Source organism: Microbacterium sp. Leaf436, assembly GCF_001424715.1.
In the GTDB taxonomy this organism is placed as follows: domain Bacteria; phylum Actinomycetota; class Actinomycetes; order Actinomycetales; family Microbacteriaceae; genus Microbacterium.
Map to the genome: position 1 here is coordinate 613,268 of NZ_LMRB01000003.1, position 17,182 is coordinate 630,449.

At 73.3% G+C, this 17,182-nt stretch carries 15 protein-coding genes; 7 read left to right on the top strand and 8 right to left on the bottom strand.

Annotated features, from left to right (window positions below):
* Nucleotides 1-58: 58 nt before the first annotated feature.
* The gene (locus tag ASG45_RS11825) at nucleotides 59-2,260 is read right to left on the bottom strand and encodes a DEAD/DEAH box helicase (RefSeq protein ID WP_235561605.1); all 2,202 of its coding nucleotides are present in this window, start codon (nucleotides 2,258-2,260) and stop codon (nucleotides 59-61) included.
* Between the two features lie 345 nt (nucleotides 2,261-2,605).
* Between ASG45_RS11825 and ASG45_RS11830 the strand changes: the two genes are divergently transcribed.
* The 3 genes from ASG45_RS11830 (at nucleotide 2,606) to ASG45_RS11840 (ending at nucleotide 4,525) form a co-directional block, all read left to right on the top strand.
* Entirely contained in the window at nucleotides 2,606-3,466 is an 861-nt protein-coding gene (locus ASG45_RS11830; protein WP_055837571.1) for an SGNH/GDSL hydrolase family protein, read from the top strand.
* A 5-nt stretch (nucleotides 3,467-3,471) separates the two neighbouring features.
* Complete coding sequence (locus ASG45_RS11835) at nucleotides 3,472-4,155, top strand: hypothetical protein (protein ID WP_156459433.1); 684 nt, start codon at nucleotides 3,472-3,474, stop codon at nucleotides 4,153-4,155.
* Between the two features lie 67 nt (nucleotides 4,156-4,222).
* On the top strand, nucleotides 4,223-4,525 hold the full coding sequence (locus ASG45_RS11840; RefSeq protein ID WP_055837577.1) for a putative quinol monooxygenase: 303 nt from the start codon (nucleotides 4,223-4,225) through the stop codon (nucleotides 4,523-4,525).
* On the opposite strand, the gene ASG45_RS11845 is transcribed toward ASG45_RS11840, so the two are convergent.
* Both ASG45_RS11845 and ASG45_RS11850 read right to left on the bottom strand, forming a co-directional pair.
* A complete protein-coding gene (locus ASG45_RS11845) occupies nucleotides 4,522-5,328 on the bottom strand; it encodes a TrmH family RNA methyltransferase (protein WP_055837580.1) in 807 nt (268 codons plus the stop codon). The two genes, ASG45_RS11840 and ASG45_RS11845, sit on opposite strands and share 4 nt — an antisense overlap.
* Nucleotides 5,329-6,006: 678 nt before the next feature.
* Nucleotides 6,007-7,209 carry an amidohydrolase family protein gene (locus tag ASG45_RS11850; protein WP_055837582.1) on the bottom strand — a complete coding sequence of 401 codons (1,203 nt, stop codon included), beginning with the start codon at nucleotides 7,207-7,209 and terminating at the stop codon, nucleotides 6,007-6,009.
* A gap of 96 nt (nucleotides 7,210-7,305) precedes the next feature.
* Between ASG45_RS11850 and ASG45_RS16230 the strand changes: the two genes are divergently transcribed.
* The 3 genes from ASG45_RS16230 to ASG45_RS11860 all read left to right on the top strand — a co-directional run bounded on the left by ASG45_RS16230 (nucleotide 7,306) and on the right by ASG45_RS11860 (nucleotide 9,318).
* The gene (locus ASG45_RS16230; RefSeq protein ID WP_156458872.1) at nucleotides 7,306-7,476 is read left to right on the top strand and encodes a hypothetical protein; all 171 of its coding nucleotides are present in this window, start codon (nucleotides 7,306-7,308) and stop codon (nucleotides 7,474-7,476) included.
* A gap of 86 nt (nucleotides 7,477-7,562) precedes the next feature.
* A complete protein-coding gene (locus ASG45_RS11855; protein WP_055837586.1) occupies nucleotides 7,563-8,411 on the top strand; it encodes a Sir2 family NAD-dependent protein deacetylase in 849 nt (282 codons plus the stop codon).
* 319 nt (nucleotides 8,412-8,730) lie between these two features.
* The gene (locus tag ASG45_RS11860; protein WP_055837589.1) at nucleotides 8,731-9,318 is read left to right on the top strand and encodes a histidine phosphatase family protein; all 588 of its coding nucleotides are present in this window, start codon (nucleotides 8,731-8,733) and stop codon (nucleotides 9,316-9,318) included.
* A 39-nt stretch (nucleotides 9,319-9,357) separates the two neighbouring features.
* Here the strand turns inward: ASG45_RS11860 and ASG45_RS11865 are convergent, their stop codons facing one another.
* Genes ASG45_RS11865 through ASG45_RS11885 form a run of 5 tightly spaced genes read right to left on the bottom strand, consistent with a single transcriptional unit; the run spans nucleotide 9,358 to nucleotide 15,700 of the window.
* Entirely contained in the window at nucleotides 9,358-10,170 is an 813-nt protein-coding gene (locus ASG45_RS11865) for an HpcH/HpaI aldolase/citrate lyase family protein (protein WP_055837592.1), read from the bottom strand.
* Between the two features lie 43 nt (nucleotides 10,171-10,213).
* A complete protein-coding gene (locus tag ASG45_RS11870; RefSeq protein WP_055837595.1) occupies nucleotides 10,214-10,681 on the bottom strand; it encodes a MaoC family dehydratase in 468 nt (155 codons plus the stop codon).
* A complete protein-coding gene (locus ASG45_RS11875) occupies nucleotides 10,678-11,853 on the bottom strand; it encodes an acyl-CoA dehydrogenase family protein (protein WP_082509705.1) in 1,176 nt (391 codons plus the stop codon). The genes ASG45_RS11870 and ASG45_RS11875 overlap by 4 nt, the downstream gene beginning before the upstream one ends.
* Nucleotides 11,850-14,087, bottom strand: a complete 2,238-nt coding sequence (locus tag ASG45_RS11880; protein ID WP_235561606.1) for an acetyl/propionyl/methylcrotonyl-CoA carboxylase subunit alpha — start codon at nucleotides 14,085-14,087, stop codon at nucleotides 11,850-11,852. Before ASG45_RS11880 ends, ASG45_RS11875 begins: the two co-directional genes overlap by 4 nt.
* Before the next feature lie 5 nt (nucleotides 14,088-14,092).
* Nucleotides 14,093-15,700, bottom strand: a complete 1,608-nt coding sequence (locus ASG45_RS11885) for a carboxyl transferase domain-containing protein (RefSeq protein ID WP_082516576.1) — start codon at nucleotides 15,698-15,700, stop codon at nucleotides 14,093-14,095.
* Between the two features lie 125 nt (nucleotides 15,701-15,825).
* Between ASG45_RS11885 and ASG45_RS16400 the strand changes: the two genes are divergently transcribed.
* Nucleotides 15,826-16,620: a TetR/AcrR family transcriptional regulator gene (locus tag ASG45_RS16400; RefSeq protein WP_235561607.1), complete on the top strand. Its 795-nt coding sequence runs from the start codon at nucleotides 15,826-15,828 to the stop codon at nucleotides 16,618-16,620.
* The last annotated feature ends 562 nt before the right edge of the window (nucleotides 16,621-17,182 follow it).

Genomic DNA, 17,182 nt, shown 5'->3' on the forward strand with positions numbered 1-17,182 from the left:
TGACCCACCTGTCATGCAGATGGACCACGTCCGCGGGGGCGAGGTCACCCAGCGCGGTTCAGGAATGCACGCGCCTGCGCAGCACGTCGATGCGCGCCTGCAGCTGCGCGACGGTCGCGTGCGAGACGGCGGGACCGCCGCAGATGCGCCGGAGCTCGGCGTGCACGAGACCGTGGGCCTCGCCGCTCTGGCGGGCGTACAGACCCACCATGGTGTTCAGCAGCTGGCGCTGCTCTTTCAGCGTGCGGTGCAGCGGGGCGGGCAGGCCGCCCTCGTCGACCGACGGCGGCTCGACGCCGTTCTCTTTCTCGCTCGCCTCGCGAGTGGAGCGGTGGCGCGACTGCCGGGTCGCGCGCGACATCAGCACCTCGTGCACCTGCTCGGGCTCCAACAGACCCGGGATGCCGAGGAACTCCTCTTCTTCGACGGTCCCGGGAACCGCGAGCTGACCGAACTCCTGCCCGTCGAACAGCACCCGGTCGAAGTGGGCGAGGGAGCCCAGTGCCTGGTACTCGAACTCCTGCTCGAGCGCGTCGGACGCTTTGTCCTCGCGCTCGGCGGCGTCCATCATGTCTTCTTCGGCGTTCCACTGGTCTTCCGCGTCGCTGTCGCGGTCGAGGGCGTGGTCGCGCTGCGCCTCCATCTCACCGGCGAGGGCGAGCAGCTGCGGCACGTTCGGCAGGAAGACGCTCGCGGTCTCGCCCCGCCGGCGGGCGCGCACGAAACGGCCGATGGCCTGGGCGAAGAACAGCGGGGTCGAGGCGCTCGTGGCGTACACGCCGACCGCGAGACGCGGCACGTCGACGCCCTCCGACACCATGCGCACGGCGACCATCCATCGGCTCGTGCCCTTCGAGAACGTCTCGATGCGGCCCGAGGCCTCGGCCTCGTCGGACAGCACGACGGTGACCTTCTCGCCGCTGATGTCCTCGAGGATGGCGGCGTAGGCGCGCGCCGCGGTCTGATCGGTCGCGATGACCAGGCCTCCGGCATCCGGGACCGTCTCGCGCACCTCGGTGAGGCGGCGGTCGGCGGAGCGGAGGACCGCGGGGATCCAGTCGCCGTTCGGATCGAGAGCGGTGCGCCAGGCCTGCGAGGTGATGTCTTTGGTGTTGTCCTGCCCGAGCTGGGCTTCCATCTCTTCGCCGGCCTTGGTGCGCCAGCGCATCTGACCGGCGTACACGAGGAAGAAGACGGGGCGGACGACCCCGTCGTCGAGCGCACGTCGGTACCCGTAGGCGTAGTCGGTGCGCGAGAGGCGGATGCCCTTGGCGTTCGGGTGGTACTCCACGAACGGGATGGGCGCGGTGTCGCTGCGGAACGGCGTACCCGACAGCAGCAGACGACGGGTGGCGCGGCTGTAGGCCTCGCGCAGCGCGTCGCCCCAGCTGAGGGCGTCGCCACCGTGGTGCACCTCGTCGAGCACGACGAGGGTGCGGGCGTCCATCGTCAGGCGGTGATGCACCTCCGCCTTGACCGCGACCTGCGCGTAGGTCACGGCGACGCCGTGGTATTGCCGCGAGGGCGTGGCGTGGCGGTTCGAGAAGAACGGATCGAGACGGATGCCGACCCGCGCGGCCGCCTCGGCCCACTGGGTCTTGAGGTGCTCGGTGGGGGCCACCACGACGATGCGGTCGATGACGCGGCGACGCATGAGCTCACTGGCCAGGCGCAGGGCGAACGTGGTCTTTCCGGCGCCGGGGGTGGCGGCGGCGAGGAAGTCGCGGGGCCCCTTGCCCTCGCCGTCGGGTCCGTCGAGGCCGAAGTAGAGGTCGAGCGCCTCGGCCTGCCACGCGCGGAGGCGCTGGGCGGTTCCCCACGGCGCGCGCTGCGGGAACGCCGGCGAGAGGTGCTCGGCCGCGAAGGAGCCGAAGTGCGGCTCGGTGCCGTCGGGGGCCTCGTCGACGGAGAGGGGGGCGTCGCCGGGCACGGGGTGGTCGACGACGGGAGCGGTGGCGTGGGCCGGGTCGACGGGGGTGGGGGCGTGGGCGGGGCCGGCGGGGGCGGGGGCGGAGGCCGGGTGGGGCTCGGTGGTGCGCGGGGCGTCGGCGGGAGCGAGCGGCGTCGCCGCCGCCGCCTCGCGAGGCGGCGCGGGGGGATCGTCGAGCGGGGAGCGTCCGGGACTGGCGATCGGGCCCGGGCTGGCGATGCGCGCCGTGCTCGCGACAGGGCCGGGGCTGGCGATGCGGATCGCGCCGATGCCCGTCGGGGAGGGGTCTGCGTGAGGGGGGTGCGGGGGGCGGGCTTCTTCTTCCAGCATCGAACCTCCATCCCTCGCGAGCGCGAACATCAACGATAGGTCACCTCCGCGCGGTGTCGCACCGGACTGTGGACAGATCCCGCCTTCGCCGGCTCTCACCGCGGGCCGGAGCGGGTCGTGCGACCGCGTGCGTCCATACGGCCGGCTGCGGCGCGGGGCGTCGCGGCGCGGCGGGCGGCGCGAAGGGCGCGGCGCGGCGGGGCGGGCGGCGCGGAGGGCGCGGAGGGCGGTGCAGCGGGCGTCGCGGCGGGCGAGGGCCGACCCGCCGCCGGGTGCGCCGCCCCGGCCGTCCGGCACCTCCCGCCGTGTCGGGGGTCGGGGTTAGCCTGGACCGAGGAGGTACCGATGACGACAGATCCGCACTCGCCCCGCATCCCGTCCGCATCCGACAACCCCGGCCCCCACCCGTGGCGCCGCTACGTCGCCCTGGGCGACTCGTTCACCGAGGGGATCGGCGACCCGCTCCCCGACGGCGATCACCGCGGCTGGGCCGACCGCGTCGCGGCCGTGCTGGCCTCGCAGGTCGACGACTTCGCCTACGCCAACCTCGCCGTGCGCGGAAAGCTCATCGCGCAGATCGTCGCCGACCAGATCGAGCCGGCCCTCGCCCTCAAGCCCGATCTCATCACCTTCTCGGCCGGCGGCAACGACGTCATCCGCCCCGGAACCGATCCCGACGCCGTCTCGCGCCAGTTCGAAGACGCCGTCAGGCGCCTGCGCCGCGACGGCGCCACCGTCGTGGTGTTCACGGCGATCGACACCGAGTTCACGCCCGTGTTCCGCGGCATCCGGGGCAAGGTCGCGATCTACAACGAGAACATCCGCGCGATCGCCGACGCCCACGACTGCGTCGTCGCCGACCAGTGGGGGCTCAAGGGGGTGCAGGACATGCGCTTCTTCGACGACGACCGCCTGCACTACAACGCGCTCGGCCATCACGAGGTGGCGCGCATGGTGCTGCGGGCGCTCAACGTTCCCAACGATCTGCAGCCGATGCAGCCCGAGACGCTTCCGGTGCGCACGTGGCGCGCCGCGCGCGAGCGCGACCTGGTCTGGGCGCGGTCGTACCTCATGCCGTGGGTCCTGCGGCGTCTGCGGCACCAGTCGTCGGGCGACGACGTGCACGCCAAGCGTCCGGAGCCGCTGCCCGTCGTGACCCTGGCGCCGGGTCCGGATGCCGCGGGCCCACGCGGGACGCAGGTGTGAGCGGCGTGGACCACGACGACCTGCCCGACGCCGTCACCGCGCTGCTGGACGCCGCCGATGCCGACGTGCTGCTGCGCGATGCCGAGTCGCTGGCCGCGGGACTCGTCGAGGCCGGCTGGACACCCGAGGTCGAGAGCGGGCGCTTCGGCGCCGACGGCTGGGACGCGCTGTCTTCGGCCCGGGCGCCCCATGTGTCGGTGTTCCTCGACGGCGAGGTGAGCCGGGTGAGGGGCGCTGCCCTCGCGGTCGCGTCGACGATGAAGGCCGTGCCGCACCGCTGGGTGTTCGACTCCGAGGGGCCGGACTGGTCGACGTGGTCGGTCGACGACGAGCGATGGGACGCCGAGTCCGTCGACGCGCTGGAGTGGACGGGAGCCGACGTCGTCGTCACCCTCTTCACCGCGGGCGAGACGCCGGCGGGTCGGGGCACGCTCCCCGCCCACCTGCACCTCGCGATCGAACGCGCCGACACTCCGTCGGACGGCCTGCCGCGCGATGACGACCGCGCGCGGCGCGTGCTGCGCGAGGGCTCCGTCATCGATCGCTGGTACCTCACGGGCGAGGATGACCTCCCCGACGACGTGGTATCGGCTCTCGAAGCCGACCCCGACCCGCGCGTGCGCGCCGCGGCCGAGTCGGAGCGGTGGATCCGCGAGCGCTCGCTCGGCGAGCAGCCGCCGGGGCTCTGACCCTTCTGCGCGCCCCGGCGCCGCGGCGGCTCCCGGCGATGTCCGAGCCCCTCGCTAGCCTTCAGGCATGACCTTCGTGAACGCCGGCACGCTCGGCACCGAACCCGGCCGGCGCGATGAGCTCGTCGGCATCCTGACTCGTCGCAACGACGCGCTGCGCGAGCTGGGCTGCGAGCTGTACGAGGTGGGCACGACCGACGACGAGCCCGACACCGTGTTCATCGTCGAAATGTGGCGCGACCCCGAGGCGCATAAGGCCTCGCTGCGGCATCCCGACGTCGTCGCCGCAATCGCCGAGGCCCGGCCCCTGTTGAACGGGGAGTTCGGCGGCTTCCGGTTCGAGGTCTCGGGGTCGCCTCTGCGCGACTAGCGCCGCCCGCGCCCCAGTTCCCACAGCGCGACGGCGCTCGCCGCGGCGACGTTGAGGGAGTCCACTCCCCCGGCCATCGGGATCGTCACGACAGTGTCGGCCGCGGCGAGAGCGGTACGACTCAGACCGTCGCCCTCGGCGCCGAGCAGCAGCGCGACGCGTTCGTGTCCCGCGGCCGAGAAGGCGTCGAGGCTGACGGCGTCGTCCGAGAGCGCGAGGGCGGCGAGGTGGAGCCCCGCGTCGTGCAGCAGCGGGGTCGCTTCCGACCACTCGGGCAGGCGGGTCCACGGCACCTGGAACACCGTGCCCATGCTCACGCGCACGCTGCGTCGGTACAGCGGATCGGCGCACCGCGGCGTCACCAGCACGGCATCCGCGCCCAGGGCCGCCGCCGAGCGGAACGCGGCACCGATGTTGGTGTGGTCGACGATGTCCTCGAGCACGACGACGAGCCGCGCATCCCGGACGACGTCAGCGACGGATGCCGGCATCGGGCGGTGCATGGATGCCAGCAACCCCCGGTGCACGGCGTACCCCGTGATCTGCTCGGCGGTCTCGGACGTGACGACGTACACCTCGGCATCCTCACCGACGAGGGCGAGGGCGTCGGCGAGGAACTTCTGCTGTACCAGGACCGAGCGGGGGCGGTGCCCGGCGCGGAGGGCCCGGTCGAGCACCTTCGACGACTCGGCGATGTAGAGCCCTCCCGCGGGCTCCGACACCCGGCGCAGCGACACGTCGGTGAGATCGCGGTAGTCGGCGAGTCGGGGGTCGTCGGCGGAGTCGAGCGGGATGACGGGCATCGTCCCATCGTGCCAGCCGCGTGCCGCGCGCTGCGCCCACGCCCACGCCCGGTCCCACGTCCACGCCCAGTCCGCCCACGTCCAGGCCGCATCCGCCCCCCACGTCTACGCCCAGGCCCACGCCGCGCCCACGCCCACGCTTGCGCCCAAGCCCACGCTCCGCACCCACGCTTACGCCCAGACCGCGCCCCGTGCGCCCCGGGAGCACGTCGAGTGTCCGGAACACGCCGCATCCGGGCCCGCTGGCACGGCGCGTCTTGGACACTCATCAGCTTCGGCGCCGCGCGTCACTCCCGCAGTCCGCACCGGCGTTCGCGCCCGGGGCCACGCCCGCGCCCACGCCCACGCCCACGCGTAGGCCCGGGCCCGGGGCTAGGCCGCGCCCACGCCCGGGCTCGCGCCTCGCCGGCGCCCCGTGAGGGCCGGAGCACGTCGAGTGTCCAACACACGCCGCGTCCCTGCCCGCTGGCACGGCGCGTCTTGGACACTCAACGGCTTCAGAGTGAGCGTGAGGGCCGGGACCGAGCCGGTCGCGAGTCGGAGCCGGGCCGGGCCGGGCGCGAGCCGGCGCGAGGCGCGAGCCGGCGCGAGGCGCGAGGCGCGAGCCGGCACGAGGCGCGAGCCGGGGCCGGGCGCCGGGCGGCGCAAGCCGGGACCGCGCTCCAGGCGCCGCGCGCCTCACGCCACGTGCAGCACCCGACCGCCGCCGACGACCAGCATCCGCTCGGGCAGGCGCACCAGCGCGTCGAGGGGGTTCTCGGCGTCGAACAGCACGATGTCGGCGCGGGAACCCTCGATGAGGTCATGGGTCTCCCGGCCGACCGACCAGGCCGCGTCGGTCGTGGCGAGCTGCACGACGCGCAGCAGATCGTCGTCGCGCACGAGGCCCGCCGCGCGGGCGTACTGCCAGGCGATCCCGAGGGTGTCGCCGGTGCCGTAGGGGCTCCACAGATCCCGGATGCCGTCGGTGCCGAACGCGAAGCGCACCCCGGCCTCGTCGAGCTCGGCGAGCGGCAGCTGCGGCAGGCGGAGCGGGGCGACCGTGGTCATGGTGACACCGACCTCGGCCATCGCGGCGAGCAGGTCGCGGCGGCGCGCGGGCTCGATCTGCGTGACGGCGAACCCGTGGGCGATGTTCACCCGCCCCTGCAGCCCGAGCCGGGCGGCACGGTCGACGAGCAGTTCGATCTGGAAGGCGCCGAGGTCGGCGGGGTCGTGCAGGTGGATGTCGATGCCGACGCCGGTGTCGGCGGCGAGCGCGGTGATCGCGTCGATCTGCCCGACGGGGTCGCGGTCGATGGTCGCCGGGTCGAGTCCGCCGACCCCCTCCACGCGGGGTCGGGCGGCGGCCGCGCGCAGCAGGTCGAGGACTCCGGGGCGGCGCAGGACCCCGTCTTGAGGGAAAGCGACGATCCGCACGTCGAGCGCGCCTTCGTATGCCGCGGCCGCTTCTTCCACGGCCTCGATTCCGCGCAGGCCGACTCCGCCGTCGACGTCGACGTGGGTGCGGATCGCGGTGGTGCCGTGGCGGACGAATTCGCGCAGCACGTGGGCGGAGCGCTCGAGCGACGGGATGCCGAGGCGGTCGCGCTCGGAGCGTTCGTGGCGGATGCGCCCCTCGGTGGACGCCTCGCCGCCGTAGGACTGCCAGGGAAGCCCCCACCACGACTTGTCGACGTGCGCGTGCGCGTTCACGATGCCGGGGAGGGCGAGGAGACCGCGTCCGTCGAACTCCCGCACGCCGATGGGGGCCGTGCCCGCCGGGGTGATGCCGGTGATCTTCCCGTCGGCCATCGCGATGTCGACGAGGTCACCGCCCCAGGGCCGGACGCGCCGGAGCGAGGTGATGTCGAGCATGGCCGGAGGGGGAAGGGGGGTCATGGTCCCAGTATCCCCAGCGCCTCGGCCCCGTCGGCGGCGCCGCGCGCGGCGACCGCCCGCGCGCCCCGTTGGCCGGGGCTGTGCGACGATCACCGTATGGATCTGCAGAGCTTTCTCGCCGACGTGTGGTCGTACGGTGTCCTCGGCCTCATCGGCCTGATCGTTCTCGCCGTCGTGCTCGCCGTCATCTTCGGGCCGGCCCTGCTGCAGGCGCGGATCGCGCGCACGGAGCCGAAGAAGCCCTACCCCTGGCAGCGGCGCAAGTAGGGGCCTCCCGCGCCGGCCGCCTGCGCCGCCGCCCGCGCGCGTCCGGTGTCGGTGCCCGTCCTAGACTCGGTACGACGGAGGTGCGCATGACCGACACGACGGAGGATGCCGAGTTCCTGGCATCCATCGATCGAGCCGTCGAGGTGCTCGCGGGCCGCCGCATCGCGGTGTTGACCGGTGCCGGCGTGTCGACCGATTCGGGGATTCCCGACTACCGCGGCAAGGGGGCTCCGACGCGGACGCCCATGACGGCGCAACAGTTCCTCTCGAACGCCGAGGCGCGACGCCGGTACTGGGTGGGCAGTCACTTGGGCTGGAAGGTCTTCGCCGCCGCCGAACCCAACGACGGGCACCGTGCGCTCGCCGACCTCGAACGCGCGGGAGTGGCGAACGGCGTCGTGACGCAGAACGTCGACGGGCTGCACGTGCGCGCGGGCAGTGGACGCGTCGTCGAACTGCACGGCACGATGCGCCGGGTCGGCTGCCTGCACTGCGGTCAGGTGTTCGACCGTCGCGACCTCGCCGAGCGCGTCGAAGCCGACAACCCGTGGATCAGCCTGCCCGAGAACGTCGAGCTCGGCCCCGACGGCGACGTCACCCCCGCTTCGGCCGACGGGTTCGTGGTGCCGGTGTGCTCGGTGTGCGGTGGCACACTCAAACCCGACGTGGTGTTCTTCGGCGAGTACATCCCGGTCGAGAGGTTCCGTGAGGCGGAGCAGCTCGTGCACACCAGCGGGGCCCTGGTGATCGCCGGCTCGTCGCTGGTGGTCAACTCCGGCATCCGTCTGGTCGAGCGGGCGCGACGCAAGCGCCTGCCGGTCGTGATCGTCAACCGCGGCGAGACCCGCGCCGACCAGCGCGCCGCGGTGAAGATCGACGGGAGCACGACCCACGTGCTGCGCGCACTCGCCGAGCGGCTGCCCGCGCTGCTCTGACACCTGTCAGCGGAACCGACGTTCGCGGGTCGAGATCACCTGCGGCGGGCGCTGCGGGCCGCGATGCCCGGTCCGTCGCGCGGTGGAGCGTGACGGGCGGAGGATCTGGGACGAGCGGAGGACCGCAATCCGCCCCGGCATCCTCCCCTCCCCCCACGTCCTCCGCTCCGCACCACCCCGCGCGACCCACCCGCGCGACCCACCCGCACCACCCGCACCACCCGCGCGAGCCGCGCGAGCTGCGCGAGCCGCGCGAGCCGCGCAACCTGCCGCCCGGAGGGCCGGACCGGCGGATGCCGCGCTCGGTTAGGCTCGAACGGTGACGATCCTGACCCTCGTGCGACACGGTGAGACCGACTGGAATTCCGGGGGCCGCATCCAGGGCTCGACCGACATCGCCCTGAACGACACCGGTCGCGCCCAGGCGCGCGAGCTCGCCGAGCGTCTCGCCGCCGAGTACGCCGGGCGCGACGCGGTGGTGGTCTCGAGCGACCTGTCCCGCGCGGCCGAGACCGCCGACGTCATAGCCGCAGCACTCGGCACCACCGTGGCGCTGCGACTCCCCGGCCTGCAGGAGCGGTCGTACGGAGAGGCCGAGGGGATGGACGCCCCGTCGTTCGCCCAGGCCTATGGCGCGTGGCACGCGGCCGACGTCCCCGGCGCCGAGACCTGGCCGGTGGTGCGCGAGCGCGCGCTCGCCGCGCTCGCCGAGGCCCTGGCCGCCGCTCCCGAGGGTGCCGACGTGATCGCGGTCGCGCACGGCGCGCTCATCCGCGAGGTCATCCTCTACGCCACCGACGGCGCGTTCCCCCGCGAGGGCGAGCGACTGCCGAACTGTTCGGCGACGACATTCCGACTCGACGGCGACTCGTGGGAGATGCTGGCGTACGCCGGCGTCGCGAGCTGAGACGTCCGGGCCGGGGTCGCTGAGACCGGGCTCCCCGCCTCAGCGCCTCGCGCGCTGCACGAGCGATCGTGCGTGCCGCAGGATCGGCTCGTCGATCATGCGCCCCTCGAACCGGAACACCCCGCGCTCGCCCTCGGCGGCCGCGAGCACGGCGTGCGCCCACTCCACCTGCTCCGGGCGGGGGGCGTAGGCCTCGCGGATCGCCGCGACCTGCCCCGGATGGATGCACGCGGTGGCCGCGAACCCGGATGCCGCGGCATCCCGCGCCTCGACCGAGAGACCCTCGAGGTCGGCGATGTCGACGTGCACGGCGTCGATCGCCCGCTTGCCGAACGCGCCCGCGGCGAGAAGCACCCGGGCGCGCGCGAGACGGGCGACGTCGCGATACCCGCCGTCGCCCCCGCGGCTGGAGGTGCCGCCGAGGCTCGCGACGAGGTCTTCCGCGCCCCACATCAACGCCACCACCTGCGCGCATGCGGCGAGCTGTTCGGCCGCGACGACGCCGCGCGCCGTCTCGCAGAGGGCGATGACCTGGTACGACGCCAGCGGATCGAGGGATGCCGGCTCCTCGGCCTTGGCGACCATCACCGTGCGCACGCGGGTCTGCGCCAGCGCGGCGAGGTCGAGCGCGAAGTCGGCGGTCGCGGGAGCGTTCACCCGCACCACGACCCGGTCAGGATCGGGATCGGCGGCGATCAGCGCCTCACGGGCGGCGGCCTTGGCATCGGGGGCCACGGCGTCTTCGAGGTCGAGGATCGCGGCATCCGCCCGCTCGAGGGCTTTGGCGAGCCGCTCGGGCCGGTCTCCGGGAACGAAGAGCAGCGCCGGGCCGAGCTCGAACGACCCGCTCACGCAACAGCCCCCGGACGTGAGACACAGCGCAGCGCGGACCCGCTCACGCCCGCCCCTCCTGCGCCCACACCAGCACGGTCCGCGTCGCCGTGACGACCACCTCGTCGTTCTGCGATCGACCGGTGTGCGCCATCACCACGATCCCCTGACCGGGGCGTGAGCTCGAGGCGCGCACCGACACGACCTCGGTTTCGGCCGTGAGGGTGTCGCCGACGAACAGCGGGGCGGGAAAGCTGACGTCGGTCAGCCCCAGCTGGGCGACGAGAGTGCCCTGCGTCAGCTGCGCGACCGACAGTCCCACGAGTGTCGACAGCGTCCACATCGAGTTCACGAGCGGCCGGCCGAAGGGCTGGGTCGCCGCGTAGGCGGCATCCAGATGCAGGGCCTGCGTGTTCATCGTGAGGGTGGTGAACAGCACGTTGTCGGCGTCGGTGACGGTGCGACCGGGGCGGTGCGCGTACCTCTCGCCGACGACGAACTCGTCCAGATACAGGCCGCGCTGCTCGATCATGCCGCCACGGTACCGGTGAGTCCCAGCGCGCGCGAGATCACCATGAGCTGCACCTCGGTCGTGCCCTCGCCGATCTCGAGGATCTTCGAGTCGCGGTAGTGCCGGGCGACGGCGTACTCGTTGATGAACCCGTTGCCGCCGAACACCTGCGTCGCATCGCGCGCGTTCGCCATCGCCGCATCGCTCGCGGTCATCTTGGCGACCGCGGCGTCGACCGAGAACGGCTTTCCGGCGTCGCACAGCCGCGCCGCGTGCACCCAGGCCAGCCGGGCGGTGTGCACGCGGGCGTGCATGCGCGCGAGCAGGAACTGCATGCTCTGACGCGTCGACAGCGTCTCACCGAACACGGTGCGGGTGCGGGCGTAGTCGACCGCCGCTTCGAGGCAGCCCTCGGCGGCTCCGGTGGCGAGGGCGGCGATCGCCACGCGACCCTCGTCGAGCGTGCGGAGGAAGTTCTTGAACCCCTGTCCGCGCTCGCCCAGCAGGTGGGCCGCGGGCACGCGCACGCCGTCGAAGTGCAGCGGGTGGGTGTCGGAGGCGTTCCAGCCGACCTTGTCGTAGGCCGGGCCCACGGTGAAGCCGGGGGTGCCGTTCGGCACGATGATCGTCGAGATCTCGGGGCGATCGCCCGTGCGACCGGTCACCGCGGTGACGGTCACGAACCGGGTGATGTCGGTGCCCGAGTTGGTGATGAACTGCTTCGACCCGTCGATCACCCACTCGTCGCCCTCGAGTCGGGCGGTGGTGCGGGTGGCGCCGGCGTCGCTTCCCGCTTCGGCTTCGGTCAACCCGAAGCCGGCGAGCGCGCGACCGGCGACGAGGTCGGGGAGGTACTCGGCCTTCTGCGCCTCGGTGCCGTAGCGGTAGATGGGCATCGCGCCGAGCCCCACTCCCGCTTCGAGGGTGATCGCCATCGACTGGTCGACGCGCGCGATCGCCTCGATCGCGACGCACAGGCTCGCGTAGTCGCCGCCCTGCCCGCCGACCTCCTCGGGGAACGGCAGTCCGAACAGGCCGAGCTCGCCCATTTGCGCGACCAGGTCGAGGGGCAGTTCGTGCGCACGGTCGGCCTCGTACGAGCGGGGCGCGATCACCTCGTCGGCGAACTCGCGCACCATGGCGCTGAGGTCGCGCTCGTCGTCGGTGAAGGCCTGTTGGCTGTCGATGCTCACGGGAGGGTCTCCTTGTGGGAAGCGGGGATGGGGGAAGCGGGGAGAGAGGATGCCAGGGTGGTGGCGGAATCGCGGGGTTTCGCGGGTGCGGCGTCTGCGTCTGCGCCGGCGTGCGCATCCTCCGCAATTCGCGCATCCTCCGCCGCACTCGCCGCATCGGCGACGGAGGTTGTGCGCATCGCCGAGGTTGTGCGCGAGGATTCGCGCCCGGCGGGGGCGTCGATGGGCTCAGCGACCTGATCAGCTCCGGTCGGTGAGCCGGTCGACGCCTCTCCCGCGGGGGCAGCCGGCGTCACGGTCGCGACCACCGCATCGCGGGCGACCTGCGCGCCCGCGGACGTGCGCAGCCGCACGGTGCCGGCGTGGGGAGCGGTCACTGTGTGCTCCATCTTCATCGCCTCGATGGTGACGAGCCGGTCCCCCGCCGCGACCGCGTCGCCGTCGGCGGTGTGCACGGCGACGACAGTGCCCGGAAGCGGGGCGACGAGGTCGGGGTCGATCGTTCCCGGCGCCCGGCCCGCGGCCGTCCGGCGCCGTTCGGCGGCCGCCCGCCGCGAGACGACGCGCAGCCGGTGCGCCCCGCCGTCGGCGTGCACCCAGTACTCGGTGGGCCCACCGGTCACGACGGCGGCCTGAACCGGGCCGGGAGCCAGATCGTGCGCGCGCTCCAGGTCGTCGCCGAGGTGGATGACCCCGGGCGCGACGTCGTGCACGCGACCGGCGTCGTCCTCGAGGTGGATGATCCGCGGGGCGGCCGCTCCCCCGGCACGCCACGGTCCGACGCGGCGCCAGACGGAGTCGAGGGCCGGGGTGCCGGCATCCTGGGTCTGTCCACCCGCGACGTGCTCGGCGACCGCGGCGAGCGCGGCGGTCGAGGGGTGGGGAGCCTCGGGCGTTCCGCGCCGATCCAGCAGCCCGGTGTCGAGCTCACCGGCCCGCACCGCGGGATCGGCCAGCAGCGCTCTCAGGTCGGCGATGTTCGTGTCGACGCCGAGCACGACGGTGTCGGCGAGGGCGGCGTCGAGGCGGGCGAGCGCGGTGGCGCGGTCGGGTCCGTGCGCGATGACCTTCGCGATCATGGGGTCGTAGAGCGCGCTGATGACCGATCCCGTCTCGACGGCACTGTCGACGCGCGCGTCTCCGGCGTGCCAGTGGACCACGGTGCCGGTGGCGGGAAGGTATCCGCGAGAAGGTGTCTCGGCATAGACCCGGGCTTCGATCGCGTGCCCGTCGAGACGCACCTCGGGCAGATCGAGCGCGAACCCCGCCGCGACCCGCAGCTGCTGCTCGACGAGGTCGATGCCGGTGACGAGCTCGGTGACGGGGTGCTCGACCTGCAGGCGCGTGTTCATCTCGATGAAGAACGGCTCGTCGAGCCGGTCACCCGAGACCAGGAACTCCACGGTGCCCGCGCCGAGGTACCCGACGCTGCGGGCAGCGGCCACGGCTGCCTCGCCCAGACGTCGGCGGGTCTCGGCGTCGACGACCGGCGACGGCGCCTCCTCGATGACCTTCTGGTGCCGGCGCTGCAGGGTGCACTCGCGCTCGCCGAGCGACAGCGTCGTGCCGTGCCGGTCGGCGAGCACCTGCACTTCGATGTGCCGGGGGCGCTCGAGGAGGCGTTCGAGGAGCAGGGTGTCGTCGCCGAAGGCCGATGCCGCCACCCGGCGGGCCGTGGCGAGGGCGTCGACGAGGTCGTCGGGGCGGGTGGCCACCGTCATCCCCTTGCCTCCCCCGCCGGCGGAGGGCTTCACCAGCAGGGGGTACCCGGCATGATCGGCTTCGACGGCGATCTCGGCGTCGGTGAGCCCGGTCGCCGAGAACCCCGGCACGGTCGGCACTCCGTGGGCGGCGACGTGCTCCTTCGCGCGGATCTTGTCGCCCATGACCTCGAGCGCCTCGACGCCCGGGCCGACGAAGACGACCCCGGCCGCGGCGCACGCACGAGCGAAACCGGCGTTCTCGCTGAGGAAGCCGTAGCCCGGGTGCACGGCCTCCGCACCGTCGGCGACGGCGGCGGCGACCACCGCGTCGACGTCGAGATACGCGGGCACGCGCACGGCGTGGTCCGCCTCGCGGACGTGGGGGGCGTCGGCATCCGCGTCGGTGTACACGGCGACGGAGCGGATGCCGAGACGCCGGAGCGTGCGGAACACCCGGCGTGCGATCTCTCCCCGGTTGGCGACGAGCACGGAGGAGAACGGGCGCGGGTCGGAGTCGGGGATCGTGGGCACGGGGATCACATCCGGAAGAGGCCGAAGCCCCGGTCGGCCAGCGGCACCCGGCTGACGACGTCGAGCGCGAGCCCGAGCATCGTGCGGGTGTCGGCGGGGTCGATCACGCCGTCGTCCCAGAGGCGGGCGGTGGCGTAATACGGGCTGCCCTGTTCGTCGTAGCGCTCGCGGATCGGCTTCTGGAACGCCTGGTCGTCGGCATCCGTCCACTCCTCGCCGCGGGCGGTGCGCTGATCGCGCGTGACGGTCGAGAGCACGGATGCCGCTTGCGCGCCGCCCATGACCGAGATGCGGCTCGCGGGCCAGGTCCACAGGAACCGCGGATCGTACGCGCGCCCGCACATCGCGTAGTTGCCCGCGCCGTACGAGCCACCCACGAGCACGGTGAGCTTGGGCACCCGCGTGGTGGCGACGGCGGTGACCATCTTGGCGCCGTCTTTGGCGATGCCGCCGGCCTCGGCATCGCGGCCCACCATGAACCCGGTGATGTTCTGCAGGAACAGCAGGGGGATGCCGCGCTGGTCGGCGAGCTCGATGAAGTGCGCCGCCTTGAGCGCGGATTCGCTGAACAGCACCCCGTCGTTCGCGATGATGCCGACCGGGTGGCCGTGCAGGCGCGCGAAGGCGGTGATGACGGTCTCGCCGTAGAGCGCCTTGAACTCGTGCAGGGAGCCCGCGTCGACGAGGGTGTCGATGATCGCGCGCATGTCGACGGGGTGCGACACGTCGACGGGGACGAGGTCGTACAGATCTTCCGCCGGGCGTCGGGGGGCGACCGCGGGCAACACCTCCCACACCGGCGCGGGAGTCGGCGGCAGGGTGGCGATGATGTCGCGCACGATCTCGAGCGCGTGCGCGTCGTCGTCGGCGAGGTGGTCGACCACTCCGGAGCGGCGCGCGTGCAGGTCTCCCCCGCCGAGCTGCTCGGCGGTGACGTCTTCGCCGATGGCGGCCTTCACCAGGGGCGGTCCGCCGAGGAACACCGTGCCCTGGTTGCGCACGATCACGCTCTCGTCGCTCATTGCGGGCACGTACGCGCCTCCCGCGGTGCACGAGCCCAGCACGGCGGCGATCTGCGGGATGCCGAGGGCCGAGAGCTGCGCCTGATTGCGGAAGATGCGACCGAAGTGCTCGCGATCGGGGAAGACCTCGTCCTGCATCGGCAGGAACGCGCCGCCGGAGTCCACGAGGGCGATGCAGGGCAGACGATTGTCGCGCGCGATCTCCTGGGCGCGCAGGTGTTTCTTGACCGTGAGGGGGAAGTAGGCGCCGCCCTTCACGGTGGCGTCGTTGGCCAGCACCATCACGTGGCGCCCGTGCACGAGACCGATCCCCGCCACCATGCCCGCCCCGGGGGCGCCGCCGTCGTAGAGCCCGTGGGCGGCCAGAGGCGCGACCTCGAGGAAGGGGCTGCCCTCGTCGAGCAGGCGGTCGATGCGGTCCCGGGCGAGGAGCTTGCCCCGCGCGGTGTGGCGTTCGCGGGCGGCATCCGATCCCCCGCGCGCGGCCCGGGCGAGGGTGTCGCGGAGCTCGGCCGCCAGGGAGCGCTGCGTGGGCGCGGCGTCGCTCGTCGCCTCGGGCGAGGGTGAATCGATAACCGGTGCTGTGCTCATGGCGGCTCCGTCTCGATGCCGCATCGTCGACGGCATCGTCGTTCCCGGCGGGGGGTCGTTCCCCGGGGAAGGGTTTCAGTTAATGTTGGCTAACTGAGATTTCAGGCTAGCCCGACGGGATGCCGATGACAAGAGCGAACGGTAAGCCGTCGGCCGACGCCGGTGAAGCGCGCGACGAGCGCTCGGCCGACGCCGGCGAAGCGCGACCGGGCACCGCGCGCGACCGCGCCAAGGCCGATCGCCGAGCGGCGCTGCTCGCGGCCGCCGCCCGTCTCTTCGCCGAGCGCGGCTTCGACGGCGTGACCCTCGAAGACATCGGCGCCGCCGTCGGGGTCAGCGGCCCCGCGGTGTACCGCCACGTCTGCGGCAAGCAGGCGCTGCTCGGCGCGATCCTCGTCGACGTCAGCGAGCGGCTCCTCCACGGCGGGCGTGCCGTCACCGCGGCGGCGTCGGACCCCACGACCCCGAGCACAACGGCGGAGGCCCGTCACGACACACCGGGCGACGGCTCCCTCGACCGGCGTGTCGCCGAGGATCCCCGCAGCCGTGCACGCTCGGCATCCGGGAACTCCCCGTCCGAGCGGAATCCGGGCGCACCGCTGCTGCGCGCCCTCGTCGACTTCCACGTCGCGTTCGCGCTCGCCGAGGCCGACGTGATCCGCGTGCAGGACCGCGACCTCGACCGCCTCTCGCCCGCCGACCGCCGTACGGTCCGCGACCTGCAGAACGCGTACGTCTCGGTATGGACGGCAGCTCTCGCCGCCGCCGACCCGGATGCCGAGACCCCCGCCGAACGCCGCGTGCGCGCCCTGGCCTGCTTCGGCCTGATCAACTCGACCCCGCACAGCGTGCGCGGGGTGGCGGCCGCTCGCGTGCGCCCCACGCTGACGCGCATGGCCCTCGCGGCGTTGACGGCCTGACGCGCTCTCGCGGCGTTGGCGATCTGGCGCGCCCTCGCGCGGTGCCGCGCGTCGCCCCGCGCCTCGTCACCCGCCCGCCGCCTCCACCCTGTTGAGTGTCCAAGACACGCCGCACGCCGGAGCCCTCACGCGGCATGTCCTGGACACTCAACGTGTGTCGCGACGCCGTTCGGCGTCGAACCCTGCGCCGCCTGCCCGGGTCACTCGACCCGCCTCACGACGCCGCCCGGCGTCGAATCCGCCTCATTCGCCCCGCCCCCTGTCGAGTGTCCAAGACACGCCGCACGCCGGAGCCCACTCGCGGCATGTCCTGGACACTCAACCTGTGTCACGACGCCACTCGGCGTCGAACCCTGCGCCGCCGGCCCGCGTCACTCGACCCGCCTCACGACGCCGCACGGCCGCGAACCCGAACCCACACGCACACGCACACGCACACGCACACGCACACGCACACGCACACGCACACGCACACGCACACGCACACGCACACGCACACGAGTGTCCAAGACACGCCGCACGCCGAAGCCCCTCCCCGGCGTGTCCTGGACACTCGACGCAC